The following is a 19895-nucleotide window of genomic DNA, read 5'->3' as shown; positions in this document are numbered from 1 at the left end:
CCAAGCGCTGAATCAAACTTTAAGGAAAACAGATGGAAAAGTTCAGCACTCACACCGGCATTGGCGTCCCGCTGCGCGAGTCCGACGTCGACACCGATCAAATCATTCCCGCCGTGTACCTCAAGCGGATTACCAAGACCGGCTTTGATGACGCGCTTTTCGCCTCCTGGCGGAAGAACGAGGATTTCATCCTCAACCGCGAGCCCTTCAAACACGGTTCAGTGCTGGTGGCCGGGCCGGACTTCGGCACCGGCTCCTCCCGGGAACACGCGGTCTGGGCTTTGCGCGACTACGGTTTCAAAGCCGTGCTCTCCTCCCGCTTCGGAGATATCTTCCGAGGGAACTCCGGAAAACAGGGACTGTTGACCGCGCAAGTGGACCAGGCGGATATCGAACTGATCTGGAAGGTGCTGGAAAACGCACCGGGAACCGAGGTCACCGTGGACCTGCTGAGCCGCACGGTCAGCTGCGGCTCCGTGGTCGCAAGATTCAGCATTGACGACTACATCCGCTGGCGGCTGCTCGAGGGACTGGACGATATAGCGTTGACCATGGTGCACGAACAAGATATTTCAGAGTACGAAGCGGCTCGCCCGGCCTTCAAACCGACGACCCTGCCGGTTCGAGTGGAATCCGCCCTGAAATAGAGTCCAAAGAGCGCTGTCCAGATCACACCGTCTAAATAACCCTGACGCAAGAACGGCAAAGGGGAGAGGCAGCAGACGGCCCGGCCGGCGGAAAGCCCGCCGAACACGCTGCGGAACCGCCGATTTCCCCGTTTAGCTCGGTCGAGAAACTATGCTTGAGTGCTGGGTACAGAAAATCTGGACATAGTGCTTTCAGCGAGTAAGTTGGTGTAATGAGCAGCGTATTGACGGTTCGTGGCGGCGTGCCCTTATCCGGACGGATCTCGGTGCGAGGAGCCAAGAACTTGGTTCCCAAAGCCATGGTGGCGGCGCTCCTGGGTGATGCTCCCTCGGTGCTGCGGAATGTCCCTGAGATCAAGGACGTCGAAGTAGTCACCTCCTTGCTTCAGCTTCACGGGGTCTCGGTACTCAAAGACCCTGCCAGCGGAGATCTCACCCTCGACCCGCAATTCGCCACCACCGCGCTGAGCAGCGAGATTGACGCTCACGCGGGGGACTCCCGAATTCCCATTCTGCTCTGCGGCCCGCTGATTCATGCGATCGGTGAGGCTTTCATCCCCGACCTGGGCGGCTGCAAAATCGGTGATCGCCCGATCGACTTCCATCTCAATGTGCTCCGACAGTTCGGCGCCGTGGTGGAGAAACGCCCCGGTGGCATCCACATCTCAGCGCCCAGGGGCTTGCACGGCGCGAAGATCTCGCTTCCTTACCCCAGCGTGGGAGCTACCGAGCAGGTTTTGCTCTCCGCCTGCCGGGCCGAAGGGATTACCGAACTGATCGGCGCCGCAGTGGAGCCCGAGATCATCGACCTGATCGCGGTGCTGCAGAAAATGGGTGCGATCATCAATGTGCAATCCGAACGGACCATCCGCATTGAAGGCGTCAAGAGTCTCGGCGGCTACGTGCACCGGGCACTGCCCGACCGCAATGAAGCAGCCTCCTGGGCATCGGCCGCGCTGGTCACCCGTGGCGATATCTATGTGCAAGGGGCTGCGCAACGCGACATGATGACCTTCATCAACACTTTCCGCAAGATCGGCGGTGGAATGGATATCGAGGAAGACGGCATTCGCTTCTACCATCCGGGCGGCAAACTGAGCCCGCTCGTGCTGGAAACCGACGTGCACCCCGGCTTCATGACGGATTGGCAGCAGCCCCTGGTGGTTGCGCTCAGCCAAGCCGACGGCGTCTCGATCGTACACGAGACGGTCTACGAGAACCGGTTCGGCTTCACCAAGGCGCTGAACCGGATGGGCGCGAATATTCAGGTGCACCGCGAATGCCTGGGCAGCACCCCCTGCCGGTTCGGGCAGCGCAACTTCCGGCATTCAGCGGTGATTTCAGGGCCTGCGCCGCTACGCGGCACCGACATTGATGTACCGGATCTGCGGGGTGGGTTCAGCCATTTGATCGCGGCGCTCGCCGCCACCGGTACCTCACGAGTCACCGGCATCGATGTGATCAACCGCGGATACGAGCGGTTCACCGACAAACTTGCCGTACTGGGCGCCGACGTCGATCTGAGCGTGAGCTCGGGAGCCTCGCGATGAAAGAAGCGCAACCTCTCGGGATGCGGGTGATGTTCCATATCCTGGCCGATACGCTGCGCCCGGCGATGAACCTCATGATGGGCAAGGAATGGCGGAACCTGGAAAAACTGCCCAAGGACTCCGGGTTCATCGTCTGCCCCAACCACTGCACGGAGATCGACCCCATTCTGGTGGGGCAGATGCTCTACAGCAACGGCCACCCGCCGCACTTCCTGGCCAAGGCCTCGCTGTTCAAGATTCCCGTGGTGGGCAAGGTGCTGGCCGGCTCCCTGCAGATCCCCGTCGATCGGGCAGGGCCCACCGCGCGCCGTTCCCTTGAAGTGGCCCAGAAAGTCTTTGAGAACAACGGCGCGATTGTGATCTACCCCGAGGGCACCCTGACCAGGGATCCCGAACTGTGGCCCATGAAAGGGCACACCGGAGCCGCTCGGCTCGCCCTGCAAACCGGTGCCCCGGTGATCCCGGTAGCGCACTGGGGTGCGCAGGAGGTCTTTCCCCGGTATGCCAAAATGGTAAAGATCTTTCCTCGGAAGAAAGTCCGCATGGTCATTGGGGATCCGGTTGATCTGGATGAATTTCGAGACCGGCCGATCGACAAATTCCTACTTGACGCAGCAACGGAGAAAATCCTGGACGACATCACCAGCCTGCTCGCTGGACTACGCGGCGAAACCCCTCCCACCGAACGCTGGGATCCTAGCCAGCACAACCAGACAGCACGAGGCCGACAGATCGATAAGGACGCCGGAGAGCAGCGATGAAGCGCGAAGCGCGGCTAGCGGTCTTAGGCGCGGGCAGCTGGGGAACCACCTTCGCCAAGATCCTCGCCGATGCCAACCCTGGACTCACCATCAGGCTATGGGGACGGCGCACCGAGGTTGTCACCGAGATCAACACCGAGCACCGCAACTCGAGCTACCTTCCGGGAATTGAATTGCCCGGAAACATCGTGGCCAGCGACAGCGTGGCAGAGGTGCTCCACGAGGCCACCCTGGTGGTGCTGGCCGTTCCGGCGCAGTCGCTGCGGCCGCAGCTGGCACTCTGGCGAGAGCACCTGGCCGAGGACGCCGTCGTGGTCTCTCTGATGAAGGGGCTGGAACTCGGCACCGACGCCAGGATGAGCGAAGTGATCGCCCAGGAGCTAGCGATCCCCGCGGACCGTATCGCGGTGGTCTCAGGCCCCAACCTCGCGATGGAGATCGCCCGCTGCGAGCCCACTGCCTCAGTGGTCGCCTGCACCGACCAAGCCGTTGCGAGCTGGGTGGCTTCGCTCTGCACCCCGCAGTATTTCCGGCCCTACACCAATACTGATGTGATCGGGGTGGAGATCGGCGGCATCGTGAAGAACGTGATAGCGCTCGCAGTGGGAATCTGCGAGGGCAAGGAAATGGGCGATAACACCAAGGCCTCAGTGATCACTCGTGGGCTGGCGGAAACCACCCGGCTGGCCCTGGCTCTCGGCGGAGAATCAGACACCATGGCCGGGCTGGCCGGGCTGGGCGATCTGGTGGCCACCTGCTCCTCGCCGCTGAGCCGCAACCATGGAGCCGGCCGATTGCTTGGACAGGGTCTGAGCCTGGCGGAGGTGAACTCACAGATGACGCAGACTGCCGAAGGCATTAAATCGGGACGAGCTGTCCACGACTTGGCCAGCAAACTCGGCGTCGAGATGCCGATCACCGCCGCGGTGGTCGCGGTGCTCGATGGAAAACTCAGCGTCGACGGGCTCGGCCCGTTGCTATTGGCCCGTGAACTCAAATCAGAAGGAGAGTCTGCGTGACCGATAAAGCGCATAGACCGCGAATCGCCTTGCTCTTCGGCGGTCGTTCCAGCGAGCACGCCGTGAGCTGCGTGACAGCGGTGGGAGTGATGGGCGCGATTGACTCGGAGAAGTACGATGTGGTGCCGATCGGCATCAGCAAAGAAGGCCGCTGGGTGCTGCCCGGCGAGGAGGCCAAGCACTGGAAGATCGAAGCGGGCAAGCTGCCTGAGGTGGATTCCAGGGCCCAAGCCGTCACACTTTCGCCGTCGTCCACCGGGACCGAGCTGCTCACCAGCGAACCCGGCCAGATCCCTCAGCTGCTCGGCGAAGTCGATATGGTTTTTCCCTTGCTGCACGGCCCCTTCGGAGAAGACGGCACCATCCAGGGCCTGCTCGAGCTCGCGGACATTCGCTACGTGGGGGCCGGTGTACTGGCCTCGGCCGTGGGCATGGACAAGGAGTTCATGAAGATCATCTTCGCCTCGGCCGGACTCACCGTGCACCCTTATCAGGTGATTCGCGAACGCGATTGGCAGCATGACCGGGCCGAGGCACTACGGCGGGTTGAAGCCTTGGGCTGGCCGGTTTTCGTCAAGCCCGCTCGGGCCGGTTCGTCCATGGGAATCAGCAAGGTGAACGGACCTCAAGAACTTGAGGCGGCCATTGAACTGGCGCGTCAACACGACCCCAAGGTGCTGATCGAAGCCGCTGTGCTGGGACGGGAGATCGAATGCGCTGTGCTCGAGGCGCGGGACGGCAGCTTGCCCCGCACATCCTTCCCCGGTGAGATAGCGACCTCGGGAGAACACGATTTCTACGATTTCCAGGCTAAGTACGTGGAGGATTCCGGTACCGAACTGAACTGTCCTGCCGATTTGCCTGAGCACATTACCGAGCAGATTCGTGCCGCCGCGGCCCGAGCCTTTGAGGCGATTGGGGCTGAGGGGCTTTCCCGGGTCGATTTCTTCTACACCCCGGACGGCGAGATCGTGATCAATGAGATCAATACCATGCCTGGATTCACTCCGCATTCGATGTATCCGCAGATGTGGGCTGCTAGCGGACTGAGCTATCAGGAGCTTGTCGAGGAACTCATTCAGTTGGCTCTGCAACGGAAGATCGGGCTGCGCTGACGCGGTCTTGCCCCTAACCTCGCAGGCTCGGTTGGGGGAGTCCTCCCCACTGAATGCGGGTTTTGGTGGGGTAAGACGTTCCTGCCCAGTGAATCGTTGATTCAGTGGGGCCTACTTTCGGCTACCGCCCCTCACTTATTCGGCGAGGTGCTCGCCGACGCAGCCTTCCGGCGTCGTACCCTACTTGGCTGAGGGGCTTGCTGAAGAGGCGACGTCCCCGGGGCCTACGCATTTGTAGCTCTGCGGAATCTTGGCCATTGCGGCGGCTAGCTGAGGCAGGATCGTGCTGGAAGCGACGTTCTTCTGACTGAACAGTATTTCGGTGGCCGGAATCCGGCCATAGGTGGTCAGAGTGAAGACATCGTCCTTCTGCTTCACTAGCCAGTCGATGCCGTTCACGCCGAGGCAGGAATCGGCGGTGGTTCTGGGCGGAGGTGTCACCCCGCAACGCAAGACCACCACTGAGGGATTGCCCCAGGCCGCTGTGCCCTGTGAGCTGGTTTCTCTGAGCGGCGCATCCGCCAGGGTATCGGGCAGCGCAATCATCATCGGTGCACAGGACGGATCGGCGGAATCCTTGGCCGGTGCCACCTCCACCGCCGGGGTACAGGAAGTCAGCAGCACACCCAGAATCGCAAAGGCAGCAAAGGGGAGCAGACGGCGACGCATGCTTTTCAGCTTAGCCGAGATCGCCGGAGCATCAGCCGGTCGACTCCACAGGCGAGGCTGCTCAGTACTGTCGGCGAGAAGGGTTACCGTTGTTAGATGGCTGAAAACACAAGTGATCTATCGGCGGCAGTGCCAGGCGCAGCCGATCAGCCGGAGACCTTCGACGAGCCACGCCATGCGGATCGAGCCAAGACAGTCGGCCAACTGAGCGAGGCGGAACTGCTCGCTGAGATCTTTCCGCTGCTGAGCGGTTCCTCATCTTTGCTACTAGGGCCGGGGGACGATGCCGCGATTATCGCCGCGCCGGATGGCAGGACCGTCATCTCCATCGACACTCAGGTCCAAGACCAGGATTTTCGCTTGGCCTGGAACAATGGCTACTCCTCCACGGGATTCGACGTGGGCTGGAAGGCTGCAGCGCAGAACCTCAGCGATATCAATGCGATGGGGGCGGTGCCCAGCGGGCTGGTGGTGAGTCTCACGATGCCGCCGCAGACCTCGGTGGAGTGGGTGAAGGATCTTGCTCGCGGGCTGAGCGAGGCGATCAGGGAGCTGGGCGCGGATCGTTGCGCGGTAGCCGGAGGCGATCTCTCCGCGGGCCGGGAACTGGTGATCACCGTCGCAGTCCTGGGGGATCTGGAAGGTCGGAGCCCGCTACGACGCAGCGGTGGTGCAGCGGGGAACCAGTTGGCTGTCGGCGGAGTGCTGGGTCGAGCCGCGGCAGGCTGGGCGTTGCTGGAGAGCGAGCACCCGATGTCGTCGCTGAACGCTGATCAGCTCGCCTTAGTAAACTCTTTCCGCTGCCCTAGGCCACCGCTTTCCCTCGGTCCGCTCGCGGCGCGTGCCGGGGCGACCGCCATGCTGGATATCTCCGATGGCCTGGTTCGGGACGCCGGTCGGCTCGCTCAGGCGAGTGGTGTGCTAATCGATCTGGACCCTCTTGCACTTCGGGCTTTCATCGAACCGCTGAGTTCTGCGGCACAATTGCTGGGCTGCGAGGCGAGGGATTGGGTGCTCAGTGGAGGAGAAGATCACGGATTGTTATGCACATTTCCGGGCGACATCCCCCTACCGCCTGGATTCACTACGATAGGCTCGGTACGCTCGAAAGCAGACACCGCATCAGCCGAGCCCGAGCTTTGGGTCACGGTGGGCGGTCAACGCAGCGATACCGTCGGATGGGATCATTTTGCAGATTAAGATCGCAGCCAATGCCGGAGCGATCCGGCGCTGGCTGGCCAGGTGTGAAGAGACCCTGGGCAATCACAGTGATCGACTCAACGCGATCAATATTTTTCCGGTGGCGGACGGGGACACCGGGACGAACCTCTATTTGACGATACGCGCCGCCAACCGCGCTGCCCAGGAGAACGACAGCTCCGATATCGGAGTGTTGTTGAGCGCTGCTTCCCAGGCCGCGATGGAAGAAGCCAGGGGTAACTCCGGCACTTTGCTGGCCGTCTTTCTCGCCGCGATGGCCGAGCCGCTGCACGGTGCGGTTCGGCTGAACGCGCCCTTGCTCGCCGCGGCGCTTCGACGGGCCCAGATCCGTGCTTGGTCAGCTCTAAGTGACCCGATTCAAGGCACCATGCTCTCGGTCCTCGAGGTCGCTGCCGAGGGTGCGGCCACTGCCGATGACGCATTGAGCGGCGACGACAGCAATCGTGCCCTCTCCATCGCCTTGGACGCCGCGGTGGAGGCTGCCCTCGCCGGCGTGGTGAAAACCGAACATCAGCTCAGCGAACTGGAGCGCGCTCAGGTAGTGGACGCGGGCGGCGTCGGCCTGCTGCTCATTCTGGACAGCCTGCGCGCGGTGATCCTGCATCAGGAGTTACAGAAAGACCTGCTCGACGGCTTGGCGGGTTACGACGTGCACAAGACGCACATCCATGAATCAATGCCCGTGGTGGAAGGGGTCGAGGTGATGTGCACGATCAGCCTCTCCCCTCTGGACGCCGCGAGCCTGCGGATGAAGCTCGACGAATTGGGTAACTCCGTGATCATGAGCCCCATGGTGGAGTCAGAAGCGCAAGAGACCTACCGCTGGAGGGTCCATGTGCACGCTGCGGAGCCCGAGGCGACGCTGACCGCTATCCGTGCACTAGGTGAGCCGAGCAATGTAACGGTCTCAGAACTTCGCGCAGCGACTCACGATCATGCGGACGACTGAGGGAACACTGCCGCTGGAGCGACTGCTGGGAAAGGCTTCTGCGAGCACCATTGAAAAGCATCTCGGTCTGAGCACTGTTGCCGAATTGCTCAATTACTTTCCGCGGCGCTACCTCAACCGGGGAGAGCTGACGCCGATCAGCGGGCTGCCTTTCGACGAAGAAGTCACCTTGATCGCTAGAGTGCTCAGTGTTAGCAGTCGCCGGATGCGGCAGCGTAAGGGGAGCATCACGGACGTGATGATCACCGATGACACTGCGGGCGGAGCGGGTTCACTGAAAATCAGTTTTTTCAACGGCTGGCGAGCGGAGAAGGAATTACGTCCGGGTGTGCGGGCGATGTTCTCCGGCAAGGTGGGCTTCTTCAACAGATCTCTCACCCTGACCAACCCGGATTATGTGCTGCTCGACCACGACGGCAGCGATGAGCAAATCGCCTTGGCACCTATTCCGGTCTACCCCGCAACCGCGAAGCTGCCCAGCTGGAAGATCGGCAACGCCGTTTCCGCTTTGCTCGACGCGGTTGATCTCGGCGAACTAAGCGACCCGCTTCCCGCAGAAATCGTGCGCAGGGAGCGTTTTGGTGCCCTGGATGATTCCTATCGGATGATCCACCGTCCCGCAGACCCCGGCCAGTGGAAGCTCGCGCAAGCCCGATTCCGCTACCAGGAAGCCCTGGTCTTGCAAACCGCGTTGGCACGTCGCAGAGCTCAAACCATGGCGCAATACGCGGTAGCCCGTCCGGGTCGTCCGGATGGTTTACTGACTGCTTTCGACGCTGAGCTGCCATTCACCCTTACCGCCGGGCAACTCACCGTCGGAGCGGAGATCTCCCGTGAGCTGGCGGCTCAGGGTGGGCCGGGGCAAAGTGGGCCAGAGCAAAGTGGGCCGGGGCACGGGCCGATGCACAGGCTCTTGCAGGGTGAGGTGGGCTCAGGCAAGACCCTGGTGGCTTTGCGCGCTATGTTGCAGGTCATCGATTCCGGTGGGCAGGCCGCCCTTCTCGCACCCACTGAAGTGCTCGCCGCCCAGCACTATCAATCGATCCGGCGCACCTTGGGCCCGCTCGCCGAAGGCGGCATGCTCGGTGGCTACGAGGGGGGCACCCAAGTAGCGTTGCTCACCGGCACCATGAACACGGCCGCCAAGAAACAGGCCTTACTCGCTGCCGCTTCAGGGGAGGCTGGCATCGTCATCGGCACCCACGCGCTGCTCTCGGATCAGGTGCAGTTTTTCGACCTGGGCCTGATAGTGGTGGACGAACAGCACCGTTTCGGGGTGGAACAGCGAGATGCCTTACGGCTCAAGGCGGCACAGCCGCCGCACCTGCTGGTGATGACGGCGACCCCGATTCCCCGGACGGTGGCGATGACCGTCTTCGGAGATCTGGAGACCTCGGTGCTCAGGGAGCTACCCGCTGGGCGCGCCCCGATCTCCAGTCATGTTGTAGGACTCGCGGAGAACCCCGGCTGGGCGCAGCGGATCTGGCAGCGCAGTCGAGAGGAGATCGACGCCGGGCACCAGGTCTACGTGGTGTGCTCGCGGATCGGCGAAGCCGAGGGAGTTGAGGCTCCCAGCGGAGACGAACCGTTGCTGCTCGATCAAGGTCAGGCCGAAGCCGGGCAGGACCCGCGAGAACTCAGCTCCGTGGTTGAGGTGCTGGACCAGCTGCGTCGCGAGCCTCTGCTCGCGGGATGCCGAATCGAGGCGCTGCACGGAAAGCTCGACCCCGCTGAGAAGGCGTCGATCATGCGTGACTTCGCGGAAGGGGAGATTCAGCTCCTGGTCTCCACCACGGTGATCGAAGTGGGTGTCGATGTGCCCAATGCGACGCTGATGGTGATCCTGGACGCCGATCGCTTCGGCATCTCGCAGCTTCACCAATTGCGCGGCCGGGTGGGTCGAGGCGGACTGCCGGGGACCGCCCTCTTAGTCACCGAATTGGAGCCCGAGCATCCCTCTCGGCGCAGACTGGATGCGGTCGCTGCGACGACCGATGGATTCGCGCTATCTCAAGAGGACCTCAAACTACGCCGGGAAGGCGATATTCTGGGGGCCAGTCAGTCGGGAGGGCGTTCGACGCTCCGGCTGCTCCGGGTGGTCGAGCACGAGGAGATCATCGAGCGGGCCCGGGCCGATGCTTCGGCGATTGTGCTCCGGGATCCGGAGCTGAGGGAGCATCCCGAGTTGGCGGCTGCGATAGACATCTCACTGAATCCGGAGAAGGAGGCCTTTCTTGAGCGCGGCTAAAGGTGTCCCGTCTGATCGGAGAACTCAATGAGCAGGATCATCGCGGGGATCGCCGGCGGGCATCATCTCGCTTCAGTACCCGGTTCCGGTACCAGGCCGACCACCGACCGGGTCAAGGAAGCGCTGTTCTCCCGGCTCGAAGCGATGGAGGTTCTGCAGGACGCCCGAGTGCTGGATCTCTACGCCGGTTCGGGGTCGCTCGGAATCGAAAGCGCCAGCCGGGGAGCGCAGAGGGTTGAACTGGTTGAGAGCGATGCTAAGGCTGCCGCGGTCTGCCAGAGCAATGCCAAGCTGGTCAATAAGCTGCTGAGGCACGATGCCGTCTCGGTCCACCGCGCCAAAGTGGAAACCCTGCTGCAACGTTCCGCTGGGCCCTGGGATCTGGTCTTTCTGGATCCGCCGTACCCTCTGAGCGAAACTGAATTGAGTACGGTGCTCACCTTGCTGAGCCCGCAGCTCGCTGCTGGCGCCGTCGTGGTGGTCGAGCGTTCTTCGCGCAGTCCGGAGCCTGCCTGGCCAGCGGAACTTGAACGCTTTTCAGAACGCGGTTACGGCGAGACCAAGCTGTGGTTCGCTGAACCCGTTGAAGGCGTTGCACCCAGCGACGGTGCCGAATGAAGTCGATCTCGCGGCGTCCAGTGGAAAAGCCCAGGACCCGATAGCCCAGGACCCGGTAGTACAGGACCCGAGAACCCGAGGCCTGAGATCCCAGGACCCGAGAACATAAAGAGTGGTCACACGCTGTCTGAGCGGCTAGGACACCACTGATCGGCTTCAGCTGAATTGATCGAGATCGACGCCGTCCAGCACCTTGCACGGGTGCGGCCCGGCTGCCAGCAGCTGCTCCTTGATCTCGGTTGGCCAGCTGGTGCCGGTAGTGGCAGCCAGGATCAGATTACCCGGGTAGCGTCCGCTGAACATTCCGCTTTCCCCGGTCAGCAGAGTGGCCGGCAGCACGGAGCGCAAGGCTCTGCACTGGCTGCGTACCAAGCTGAGACCAGGTTCGTCGCCCACGTTCACCAGCAGCACACCGAATGGGCTGAGCAAGGCAGCGGCCTCGGCGTAGAATTCCGCGGTCGCAATGTGCTCGGGAGCCTGTGGTCCGGAGAAAATATCCAAGACGACGGCGTCGAAAGGGGCTTGAGCGGCCAGCTCCGGCAGCGCCCACCTGGCGTCTCCGATCAATGTTTCCAAGCGGCTGCCAGCCGGCATCGGCAGATACTCGAGGACGAAATCCAGGAGCTCGCGTTCCAGCTCAACGGCGAGTTGCTTCGAGCCTGGCCGCCGCACCGCGAGATAGCGGGCCAGGGTGAGTGCGCCGGCACCGAGGTGCAGCACCGTGAGGGGTTCTCCGGCGGGCCGGATGAGATCCAGCACGGTGGCCATCCGGCGCAAGTACTCGTAAAAAATATTTCCCGGATCCTCGAGATTGACCTGCGATTGATCGGCTCCGGCCACGCTCAGCACGAAGGAACCGGGAACGAATTCATCGGGACGGATCTCGGCGTGCGCACCAAGCCCCTTGAGCATCCGTTTCAGAGTAAGTCCCTGAGCGTCGAAAGCCTCTCAGAAGCCTCGTGCAGCACCGGAAGGCGCTTGCAGAAGGCGAAGCGCAACAGGCTTTGATGTCGCTTTGCTCCCTCCGGATGGCAGAACACCGAGATCGGGATGGCGGCCACCCCGATCAGTTCCGGAAGGCGGCGGGCCAATGCTGCGGCGTCGTGAACCCCGAGCGGAGCTGCGTCGGCGTTGACGAAGTAGCTGCCCTGCGGCAGGTAAACTGCGAACCCCGCTTGTTGCAGTCCAGCGGCGAGCACATCGCGCTTTTCTTGTAGCGCTGTGGCGATGCCCTGGTAGAAGTCATCCCCCTGGTCCAGTCCCCAGCCGATCGCTGCTTGAAACGGTGTGCCCGAGGAATAGCTGAGGAATTGTTTGACGGTGCGCACCGCGGCGATCAATTCAGCAGGTCCAGAGGCCCAGCCGATCTTCCAGCCGGTGAAAGAAAAGGTCTTACCCGCTGAAGAGATGGTGATGGTTCGCTCGGCGGCTCCGGGCAGGGCAGCGATCGGCTGATGGGCGATGCCGAAGGTGAGGTGCTCATAGACCTCATCCGAGATGATCAGCGCGTCGTGACGGTTCGCTAGCTCGACGATCTTCTCAAGAACTTGCTGGCTGAAGACTGCGCCGGAAGGATTGTGCGGATTATTGAGCAGCACGATCCGGGTACGCGCCGTGAAAGCGGCCTCGAGCTCTGCAAGATCTGGCTGGAAGCCAGGGGCTGAGAGCCCAACGGTGGTGTGCCGTGCGCCGGAGAGCCGGATCATCGCACCATAGGAATCGTAGAACGGTTCGAAGGTCAGCACTTCATCATCCGGAGAAGCGAAGGCCAGGATGCTGGCCGCAATGGCCTCGGTGGCGCCGGTGGTGACCAGCACTTCCTGCTCTGGGTCGACCTGCAATCCGTAGAAACGCGATTGATGCCGGGCGATCGCTTCACGCAATGAGGCGATTCCCTTACCCGGAGCGTATTGATTCGCACCATCGAGCACGGCTTGCCGCACTCGGTCCTTGATCTCTTCTGGGCCGTCCTGATCCGGAAAACCCTGTCCGAGGTTGATTGCTCCGGTGCTGCCGGCCAGGTTCGTGATCTCCTCGAAGATCGTGACACCCAGGCCGCCGTCCGCCGATAACAGATTGGCGCCCTCAGCGGTGCGCTGCCACGGTGTGCTCATCCCACCAGCCTAATCACTCAGCGGCCCAGCAGTGGAAAGCGAAGTCTTTTCTGCAACATTGCGAGATGGAGCGGCGCAGGCCGGTAAAGAGAGGATAGATTAAATGCATGCGCCGAGCCGTCTGCCCCGGATCTTTCGATCCGATCCACAATGGACACCTCGAGGTGATCGCGCGCGCCGCCGGTCTCTTCGATGAGGTGATCGTGGCGATCTCGACGAACTATTCGAAGAACTATCTCTTCACCCTCGAGCAGCGCCTTGACATGGCTCAGGAGACCTTAGCCGCATTGCGGGGCATTGTGATAGAGCCGATGGGGCAGGGACTGCTGGCCAGCTATTGCCGTCAACGCGGGGCCAGCGCCATCGTCAAAGGATTGAGATCCTCTTCTGACTTCGACTACGAGGTTCCGATGGCGACGATGAATCGGCAGCTCAGCGGCGTTGAGACGATTTTCCTCGCGGGGGAGGCCCGCTACTTGCACCTGTCCTCCACCATGATCAAAGAAGTGGCTTCGCTGGGCGGTGACGTCTCCGACTATGTGCCGCGTGCCGTTCAGCGGCGTTTAGCGGAGCTAAAAAAAGACTGACGAAACGCCGAGCGCGGCGACAGTTTGAGGGCGGGGAGGCTTTCAGGCTAAGATAATACGTCGGTCATATGTTTTCTTCAGGAGTTCTTATCAACGCGAGCCAACGGTCACATCCGGGTTCACCACTGGTAGTTGCAATCAAGGATATTGCGCGCAGCCCAGGCACTATGAGAACCCTGGTGGAAGCCGTGCCAGCGCCGAGTGATCTCGAGCTTGCATTGATCGGGGTTCAGGAAGGGTCAGAGATTGATCTGGAGTTGAGCCTGGAGTCCGTACACGAAGGAATCTTTGTTTCGGGAAGCGCGCAGGTCCACGTTGTGGGCGAGTGCAGCCGATGCCTAGATCCCCTTGCGTATGACCTCAGCGTCGATATTCAGGAGATGTTTTTCTTCGAAGGCCTCGCCCCGGTGCGAGCAGCGAAGGAAGACGACACCGAGACTATGGACGACGAGCAGCGCCTGGTTGAGAACGACACCATCGATCTCGAACCACTGCTGCGGGATGTGGTAGTCACTGCACTGCCTTTCCAGCCGGTGTGCCAAGAGAATTGCAAAGGCCTGTGTTCCGAATGCGGAATCAGACTGGCGGATAATCCTGGTCACCACCACGAGGACTTGGACCCTCGTTGGGCCGCGTTGAGCGATCTGACAAAGAATCAAGACAACTAGTTTTAGCCGTAACTGCGCCACCGGATCAAGAGTCCGGAGCGCGAAGAGAGAAAAGAGTTCGCCGTGGCTGTTCCCAAGCGGAAGATGTCCCGTGCCAATACGCGCGCCCGTCGTGCCCAGTGGAAGGCCACTGCGCCTAACCTGGTCAAGACCGTCGAAAACGGTCGGGTTACCTACTCGCTGCCTCACCAGGCAAAGGTAGTCACCGACTCTGCGGGCACCGCACTGTTCCTGGAATACAAGGGCCGCAAGGTCGCTGACGTCTAAACGACTGCTGCCATTTAGACAGCAGTCTTAGGTCAGTATGCCTTCGTCTCATCGATCTGTAGCACCAGAACATCAAGAGCTTCTGAAGCGTCTCGGCGTCCATATCGACACCGAGACGCTTCGTCTTGCCTTAACGCATCGTTCTTATGCCTATGAGCACGGCGGTCTGCCCACCAATGAGCGCCTTGAGTTCTTGGGTGACTCCGTGCTGGGCTTCTCCGTGACCGACGCCTTGTTCAGGGATCACCCTGAGTTAGCCGAAGGCGAGCTGGCAAAGCGCCGTTCAGCCGTGGTGAGCACCCGTGCGCTAGCCGCCGTGGGCCGAGAACTCGGCATCGGTGATTTCATTCTGCTCGGCCAAGGCGAGTTGCTGACCGATGGAAAGAATAAAGCCTCCATTCTGGCCGACACCATGGAGGCGCTGATCGGCGCCACCTATATTTGCCAGGGCATCGAGGTGGCAAGGAAGCTCGTGCTCAGACTGGTCGGTTCGCTCTTGCAGGACGCCGGGGCCCTGGGGGCCGCGACCGACTGGAAAACCAGTATTCAAGAGTACGCAGCCAATAACGGGCTCGGTCAGGTGCGCTACGAGGTGGTTGGTGACGGTCCCGATCACGCGCGCACCTATCAGGCGACTTTGCTCATGGGCGCAAGCCGTTATTCCAGCGGCATCGGGAATTCCAAAAAAGAAGCCGAGCAAGAGGCTGCCGCTAATAGCTGGCGCGAACTTCACAGCAAACAGAGCTAATGCCTGAGCTCCCCGAAGTTGAAGTGGTTCGCCGGGGTCTGGAACGCTGGGTTGCCGGCCGTCAGATCACCGACGTCGAAGTCCTGGATCCGCGGTCGATCAGGCGACATGTGCTGGGAGCCGAGGATTTCAGCGGGCAGCTTCTCGGCGCGCGCGTCGATTCAGTGGTGCGACGCGGAAAGTTCCTCTGGCTACCGTTGAGCGATCCCGCTCCGATCTCTCAGGGCTCCGCCACCCCTCTCAACCGAGTCGCCTTGATGGCTCACCTCGGAATGAGCGGCCAACTGGTCTTGCAGAACACCGGACAGGTCGATGAGAAGCATCTCCGGGTGAGGCTCCGGCTCGACGGCTCAGAACCAGCGGAGCTGCGGTTCATCGATCAGCGTATTTTCGGCGGTCTCTTCGTCACTTCATTGATTCCTACCACGGATGGCCTGCCCGGCGGCGAACAGGGCGAGCACTCAACCGCTGAGCCCTTGATCGCCGCCGAAGCCGCGCATATCGCACGTGATCCGCTAGATCCAGCCTTTTCACTCGCAGCCTTCCAGAGCGCCATTAAGCGCCGTAAAACCGGTTTGAAGAGGGCCCTGTTGGACCAATCGCTGATCTCCGGGATCGGTAACATCTACGCGGACGAGGCGCTTTGGGCCAGCAAACTGCACTACGCCAGAGCCACTGAGACGCTGCGTGATCGCGAACTGGCTGAATTGATTGACAACGCGAAAGCCGTGATGCTGCGGGCGCTAGCTGCCGGAGGCACCAGCTTCGACTCGCTCTACGTCAATGTGAACGGCTCCTCGGGTTATTTCGAGCGCTCGCTCAATGCCTACGGCAGGGAGAACGAGCCCTGTCAGCGCTGCGAGTCAGCAGGCGTACTGACCCTGATTCGACGGGATACCTTTATGAATCGCTCCTCCTATTTCTGCCCGAGCTGCCAGCGCACTCCGCGAAATGGACATTGGTGATCTTCACTCCCGCCAAATAACGCGGTTTCGGTTGCTAAACCAGTAGATTATTGCCCATAAGCTTTAGTGATGGTGCAGACGTTCAGGAAACACTTTGAGTAGAGACGGGTCTTAAGTGCATTTGAAGAGCCTCACGCTCCGAGGCTTCAAGTCCTTTGCCTCCGCAACGACCTTTGACTTCGAACCCGGGGTAACCGCCGTCGTCGGCCCGAACGGTTCGGGCAAGTCCAATGTGGTGGATGCTCTGGCCTGGGTGATGGGCGAGCAGGGTGCCAAAACTCTGCGTGGCGGGAAGATGGAAGATGTCATTTTCGCTGGTACCGCCGGGCGTCCTCCGCTGGGCAGAGCGCAAGTCTCACTCACCATTGACAACGCCGATGGCGCGCTGCCCATCGACTATAGCGAGGTCACTATCTCCCGGACGCTCTTCCGGACAGGGGGCAGTGAGTATGCGATCAACGGGACGACCGCGAGGCTGCTGGACATTCAGGAACTACTCTCCGATTCCGGGCTGGGCCGGGAGATGCACGTCATCGTCGGCCAGGGGCAGCTGGACAAGGTGCTGCACGCCACCCCGGAAGATCGCCGTGGTTTCATCGAAGAGGCCGCTGGGATCCTGAAGCACCGCCGTCGCAAAGAGAAGACCCTGCGCAAGCTCGAAGCCATGCAGGCGAATCTGACCCGGTTGAGCGATCTAACCAGCGAGATCAGGCGACAGCTCACTCCCTTGGGCAAACAGGCCGAAGTGGCTCGCCGGGCGCAAAGCGTGCAATTCGAGGTGCGGGATGCGCGGGCCAGGTTGCTCGCGGATGATCTGGTGCAACTGCGAAGCACTCTGGAACAGGAAGTCGCCGACGAAACCGCGCTCAAGGCCCGCCGTGCCGAGGTGGAAGCGGCACTGGAACAGGGGCGCACCCGGCAGGCTGAGTTGGAGCAGCTCGCCGCTCAGGCGACGCCTCTGCTCAACGCGGCCAGGGAGACCTGGTATCAGCTTTCTTCGCACCGTGAGCGGCTGCGTTCCTTAGGGAACTTGGCTGCGGAACGACGTCGGCTGCTGGGTTCCTCAGACGTCGCCCAAGAACCTGGACGCGACCCGGAGAAACTTGAGCAACAGGCAGCGAACGTTCGCGCTGAAGAAGCCGAATTGAAAAGCGAGTCGGCAGCTCGGCGTGAAGAGCTCGCTACCAGCGTGGCCAGCCGTGCCGAGGCGGAAGCAGCGGCGAAGGCAGAAGAGCAGCGACTGACGGCCATTCTGCGGGCCGCCGCCGATCGCCGCGAAGGGCTGGCGCGACTCGCTGGGCAGGTGGGGGCCGCCCGCTCCCGGGTGGAGGCCGCTGAGGCGGAACTCGGCAGGCTCCACGAGGCGCAGTCCGCGGCAGAGCAGCGCAGGGTCACTGCGCAGCAAGAATTTACCGCCCTAGAATCTCAGATTGCCGGGGTTGAGGAAGGCGAGGAGTCGCTGGACTCCGATTATGAGGAGGCCAGTGAGGCGCTCGAGGAGATCACTGGAAAAATAACCGAGCTGACCGCTCGACAGCAGGCCGCCGAGCGAGAACGCGAGTCCCTGATCGCGCGTCGTGACGCTTTGCGCATTGGCTTGCAGCGCAAGGACGGCGGTGAACTGCTGCTCGCCGCCGGGCAGCAAGGGGTGCTGAGCAGCGTCTCCGAGCTGATCTCGGTGACACCCGGTTATGAAGCGGCGATTGCCGCAGCCCTCGGCTCATTGGCCGACGCCGTTGCGGTGGCAGATCTTCGGGCCGCAGCCGGAGCAGTGGCCTGGGCCAAGGACCAGGACGCCGGCCGGCTGGAACTACTGCTCCCCGGGGCGGCGGCAGGCAGGAAATCCGCCAGCCCGAAAGCCGTGGACGCCGTCCCTGGAGCGGTCACCGCACTATCGGTGGTCACGGCGCAGCGTAGCATCGAGGCCGCGATCAGCAATGCCCTGCACGCCGTGGTGATCGTCGAGGATCTAGAGCAGGCGCAGGCGGTCATCTCTCAAGCTGCCGAACTGACCGCGGTGACCACTGCGGGCGATGTCTTCACCGCGCTGATCGTACGAGGCGGCTCGACCTCCGCTCCCTCGCAGCTGGAGCTACTGGCCTCCGTCGAAGAGGCCGAAACGCGGATCGAGGAACTCACCGCACAGCTGGAAAGCTGCGGTTTCGAACTGGCCGGGGCTAAAGCGCAGCATGATTCGGCTCGGGCCAATGCGGAGGCCGCTCTTGAAAGGCTGCACGAATCTGATGCCAGACTGGCCTCGGTCGCCGAGCGTCTGGGGCACCTGGGCACCACGCTCAGATCCGCGGTGGCTGAGAGCGAGCGCAGCGATCAGGCGATCGAGCGGGCGAAGAGCCATATCGCAGAAGAGCAGAAGAGCTTGGAAGAGATCTCCCAGCGTCTGGCTGCTGCGCAGAACGCACCGGATGAGGAAGAGCCCTCGACGACTTTGCGCGACGAACTCGCCGCCGCGGCCACCGCTGCTCGAGCAGCCGAAATGGAGGCCCGGCTGGGCTTGCGCAGCGCGGAGGAGCAACTCACTAGCACGGCGAACCGGGCCGCCTCGCTGGAACGAGCGGCCAGAACCGAACGGCAGGCCAGAGCCCAAGCCGCCGAGCGCGCCAAACTCCGCCAGTTTCAAGCCCGGAAAGCCGCCGCCGTGGCTCAGGCCGTGGCGCTGGCGCTCGCCCACGCCGATGTTTCGATCGACTCAGCAGGGCGGGAGCGCGACGCCGCAGAGGAGATGCGTGCGCTGCGCGAAGCCGATCTGAACACGGTGCGCACTCAGAACGACGCGCACTCCACCGAGTTGGCCGAGCTGACCGATTCGGTGCACCGAGACGAGCTGGCTCGCACGCAGCAACGCCTGCGGATCGAAGCCCTGGAGAACCGAGCCATTGAGGAACTCGGGCTCACCGCGGAGCATTTGGTGACTGAGTACGGCCCGGACACCCTGGTGCCCCTAGGTCCGGGCGAAGTGACCGATAAATGGGCTGCACTCAGGGTCCCGGTTGACGAAGCAGGCCAGGCGATCCGGGAAGGCACCCCCTTTGACCGAGCGGAGCAAGAGAAACGGCTCAAGCGGGCGGAGCGAGATCTGGCCGCACTGGGCAAGGTCAACCCCTTGGCTCTGGAAGAATTCGCGGCTCTGGAGGAACGTCATCAATTCCTCTCCAGTCAACTCGAGGACCTCAAATCAAGCCGCAAGGATCTGCTCGATATCATCCGTGAAGTCGATGAACGGGTAGAGCAGGTCTTCAGCGCCGCCTACGCCGACACCGCGGCTCAGTTCGAAAGGGTCTTCGGCAGACTCTTCCCGGGCGGCGAAGGCCGACTGGTGCTGACAAACCCGGAGGACATGCTGACCACAGGCATCGAGGTCGAGGCCCGTCCGGCGGGTAAGAAGATCAAACGTCTGTCGCTGCTTTCCGGCGGTGAGCGCTCACTTACGGCGGTGGCCCTGCTGGTGGCGATCTTCAAGGCTCGCCCTTCTCCCTTCTATGTGATGGATGAGGTTGAGGCTGCCCTGGATGACACGAACCTGGGGAGGCTCATCACCATTTTCGAAGAGCTCCGTGAATCCAGCCAACTGATCGTGATCACCCACCAGAAGCGCACCATGGAAGTCGCCGATGCTCTCTACGGCGTCACGATGCGCGGCGACGGCGTTTCCACGGTGATCAGTCAACGGCTCGTCGTCGACGCCTGAGTGACTGTCGCCGTCCCCCTTGCCTGCCCCGAGCGTTACCAGC

The 19895-nt window shown here is 62.1% G+C and carries 18 protein-coding genes; 15 read left to right on the top strand and 3 right to left on the bottom strand.

Features of this window, described 5'->3' with window-relative positions; translation table 11 throughout:
• Positions 1–32 precede the first annotated feature (32 nt).
• The 5 genes from leuD to ABDK06_RS02040 all read left to right on the top strand — a co-directional run bounded on the left by leuD (position 33) and on the right by ABDK06_RS02040 (position 5092).
• On the top strand, positions 33–647 hold the full coding sequence (gene leuD, locus ABDK06_RS02060) for a 3-isopropylmalate dehydratase small subunit (protein WP_394938404.1): 615 nt from the start codon (positions 33–35) through the stop codon (positions 645–647).
• Between the two features lie 212 nt (positions 648–859).
• Complete coding sequence (murA, locus tag ABDK06_RS02055) at positions 860–2197, top strand: UDP-N-acetylglucosamine 1-carboxyvinyltransferase (protein ID WP_394938402.1); 1338 nt, start codon at positions 860–862, stop codon at positions 2195–2197.
• Positions 2194–2958, top strand: coding sequence for a lysophospholipid acyltransferase family protein (locus ABDK06_RS02050; RefSeq protein ID WP_394938400.1), 765 nt, complete (start codon positions 2194–2196; stop codon positions 2956–2958). Before murA ends, ABDK06_RS02050 begins: the two co-directional genes overlap by 4 nt.
• Positions 2955–3977 (top strand): NAD(P)H-dependent glycerol-3-phosphate dehydrogenase, encoded by a 1023-nt coding sequence (locus ABDK06_RS02045; RefSeq protein ID WP_394938398.1) that lies wholly within the window; start codon positions 2955–2957, stop codon positions 3975–3977. Before ABDK06_RS02050 ends, ABDK06_RS02045 begins: the two co-directional genes overlap by 4 nt.
• Entirely contained in the window at positions 3974–5092 is a 1119-nt protein-coding gene (locus tag ABDK06_RS02040) for a D-alanine--D-alanine ligase family protein (protein ID WP_394938396.1), read from the top strand. The genes ABDK06_RS02045 and ABDK06_RS02040 overlap by 4 nt, the downstream gene beginning before the upstream one ends.
• Before the next feature lie 180 nt (positions 5093–5272).
• Here ABDK06_RS02040 and ABDK06_RS02035 read toward each other — a convergent pair whose 3' ends face one another.
• Positions 5273–5761, bottom strand: a complete 489-nt coding sequence (locus ABDK06_RS02035; protein WP_394938394.1) for a DUF3515 family protein — start codon at positions 5759–5761, stop codon at positions 5273–5275.
• A gap of 96 nt (positions 5762–5857) precedes the next feature.
• Here ABDK06_RS02035 and ABDK06_RS02030 point away from each other — a divergent pair, with 96 nt between their 5' ends.
• From ABDK06_RS02030 to rsmD, 4 genes are read left to right on the top strand one after another with little or no spacing between them, the layout of a single operon-like run.
• Complete coding sequence (locus ABDK06_RS02030; RefSeq protein WP_394938392.1) at positions 5858–6961, top strand: thiamine-phosphate kinase; 1104 nt, start codon at positions 5858–5860, stop codon at positions 6959–6961.
• Positions 6951–7931, top strand: coding sequence for a DAK2 domain-containing protein (locus ABDK06_RS02025; protein WP_394938390.1), 981 nt, complete (start codon positions 6951–6953; stop codon positions 7929–7931). Before ABDK06_RS02030 ends, ABDK06_RS02025 begins: the two co-directional genes overlap by 11 nt.
• Complete coding sequence (locus tag ABDK06_RS02020) at positions 7918–10179, top strand: ATP-dependent DNA helicase RecG (protein WP_394938388.1); 2262 nt, start codon at positions 7918–7920, stop codon at positions 10177–10179. Before ABDK06_RS02025 ends, ABDK06_RS02020 begins: the two co-directional genes overlap by 14 nt.
• Before the next feature lie 27 nt (positions 10180–10206).
• Positions 10207–10797 (top strand): 16S rRNA (guanine(966)-N(2))-methyltransferase RsmD, encoded by a 591-nt coding sequence (gene rsmD, locus ABDK06_RS02015; protein WP_394938386.1) that lies wholly within the window; start codon positions 10207–10209, stop codon positions 10795–10797.
• Positions 10798–10953: 156 nt separating this feature from the next.
• Here the strand turns inward: rsmD and ABDK06_RS02010 are convergent, their stop codons facing one another.
• Both ABDK06_RS02010 and ABDK06_RS02005 read right to left on the bottom strand, forming a co-directional pair.
• Positions 10954–11709, bottom strand: coding sequence for a spermidine synthase (locus tag ABDK06_RS02010; RefSeq protein ID WP_394938384.1), 756 nt, complete (start codon positions 11707–11709; stop codon positions 10954–10956).
• A 5-nt stretch (positions 11710–11714) separates the two neighbouring features.
• A complete protein-coding gene (locus tag ABDK06_RS02005) occupies positions 11715–12911 on the bottom strand; it encodes an aminotransferase class I/II-fold pyridoxal phosphate-dependent enzyme (protein ID WP_394938382.1) in 1197 nt (398 codons plus the stop codon).
• 107 nt (positions 12912–13018) lie between these two features.
• Here ABDK06_RS02005 and coaD point away from each other — a divergent pair, with 107 nt between their 5' ends.
• The 6 genes from coaD to smc all read left to right on the top strand — a co-directional run bounded on the left by coaD (position 13019) and on the right by smc (position 19852).
• Positions 13019–13498, top strand: a complete 480-nt coding sequence (gene coaD, locus ABDK06_RS02000; RefSeq protein WP_394938380.1) for a pantetheine-phosphate adenylyltransferase — start codon at positions 13019–13021, stop codon at positions 13496–13498.
• Between the two features lie 167 nt (positions 13499–13665).
• A complete protein-coding gene (locus ABDK06_RS01995; RefSeq protein WP_394938378.1) occupies positions 13666–14166 on the top strand; it encodes a YceD family protein in 501 nt (166 codons plus the stop codon).
• Positions 14167–14229: 63 nt separating this feature from the next.
• A complete protein-coding gene (gene rpmF / locus ABDK06_RS01990; RefSeq protein WP_179388368.1) occupies positions 14230–14433 on the top strand; it encodes a 50S ribosomal protein L32 in 204 nt (67 codons plus the stop codon).
• Positions 14434–14470: 37 nt separating this feature from the next.
• On the top strand, positions 14471–15181 hold the full coding sequence (rnc, locus tag ABDK06_RS01985) for a ribonuclease III (RefSeq protein WP_394938375.1): 711 nt from the start codon (positions 14471–14473) through the stop codon (positions 15179–15181).
• On the top strand, positions 15181–16146 hold the full coding sequence (mutM, locus tag ABDK06_RS01980) for a bifunctional DNA-formamidopyrimidine glycosylase/DNA-(apurinic or apyrimidinic site) lyase (protein WP_394938373.1): 966 nt from the start codon (positions 15181–15183) through the stop codon (positions 16144–16146). The genes rnc and mutM overlap by 1 nt, the downstream gene beginning before the upstream one ends.
• A 115-nt stretch (positions 16147–16261) precedes the next feature.
• Positions 16262–19852: a chromosome segregation protein SMC gene (gene smc, locus ABDK06_RS01975; protein ID WP_394938371.1), complete on the top strand. Its 3591-nt coding sequence runs from the start codon at positions 16262–16264 to the stop codon at positions 19850–19852.
• Positions 19853–19895 lie beyond the last annotated feature (43 nt).

Source organism: Psychromicrobium ferritrahens, from assembly GCF_043789415.1.
Lineage (GTDB): Bacteria > Actinomycetota > Actinomycetes > Actinomycetales > Micrococcaceae > Renibacterium.
The sequence above is the reverse complement of the archived record's forward strand: the minus strand, read 5'-3'. Positions and strand labels throughout refer to the sequence as shown.

What these genes read in the sequence shown, in the direction of transcription:
- leuD (WP_394938404.1), top strand. Translation starts at nt 33, where the DNA reads ATGGAAAAGTTCAGCACTCACACCGGCATTGGCGTCCCGCTGCGCGAG.
- murA (WP_394938402.1), top strand. Translation starts at nt 860, where the DNA reads ATGAGCAGCGTATTGACGGTTCGTGGCGGCGTGCCCTTATCCGGACGG.
- ABDK06_RS02050 (WP_394938400.1), top strand. Translation starts at nt 2,194, where the DNA reads ATGAAAGAAGCGCAACCTCTCGGGATGCGGGTGATGTTCCATATCCTG.
- ABDK06_RS02045 (WP_394938398.1), top strand. Translation starts at nt 2,955, where the DNA reads ATGAAGCGCGAAGCGCGGCTAGCGGTCTTAGGCGCGGGCAGCTGGGGA.
- ABDK06_RS02035 (WP_394938394.1), bottom strand. Translation starts at nt 5,761, where the DNA reads ATGCGTCGCCGTCTGCTCCCCTTTGCTGCCTTTGCGATTCTGGGTGTG.
- ABDK06_RS02030 (WP_394938392.1), top strand. Translation starts at nt 5,858, where the DNA reads ATGGCTGAAAACACAAGTGATCTATCGGCGGCAGTGCCAGGCGCAGCC.
- ABDK06_RS02020 (WP_394938388.1), top strand. Translation starts at nt 7,918, where the DNA reads ATGCGGACGACTGAGGGAACACTGCCGCTGGAGCGACTGCTGGGAAAG.
- rsmD (WP_394938386.1), top strand. Translation starts at nt 10,207, where the DNA reads ATGAGCAGGATCATCGCGGGGATCGCCGGCGGGCATCATCTCGCTTCA.
- ABDK06_RS02010 (WP_394938384.1), bottom strand. Translation starts at nt 11,709, where the DNA reads ATGCTCAAGGGGCTTGGTGCGCACGCCGAGATCCGTCCCGATGAATTC.
- ABDK06_RS02005 (WP_394938382.1), bottom strand. Translation starts at nt 12,911, where the DNA reads ATGAGCACACCGTGGCAGCGCACCGCTGAGGGCGCCAATCTGTTATCG.
- coaD (WP_394938380.1), top strand. Translation starts at nt 13,019, where the DNA reads ATGCGCCGAGCCGTCTGCCCCGGATCTTTCGATCCGATCCACAATGGA.
- ABDK06_RS01995 (WP_394938378.1), top strand. Translation starts at nt 13,666, where the DNA reads ATGAGAACCCTGGTGGAAGCCGTGCCAGCGCCGAGTGATCTCGAGCTT.
- rnc (WP_394938375.1), top strand. Translation starts at nt 14,471, where the DNA reads ATGCCTTCGTCTCATCGATCTGTAGCACCAGAACATCAAGAGCTTCTG.
- mutM (WP_394938373.1), top strand. Translation starts at nt 15,181, where the DNA reads ATGCCTGAGCTCCCCGAAGTTGAAGTGGTTCGCCGGGGTCTGGAACGC.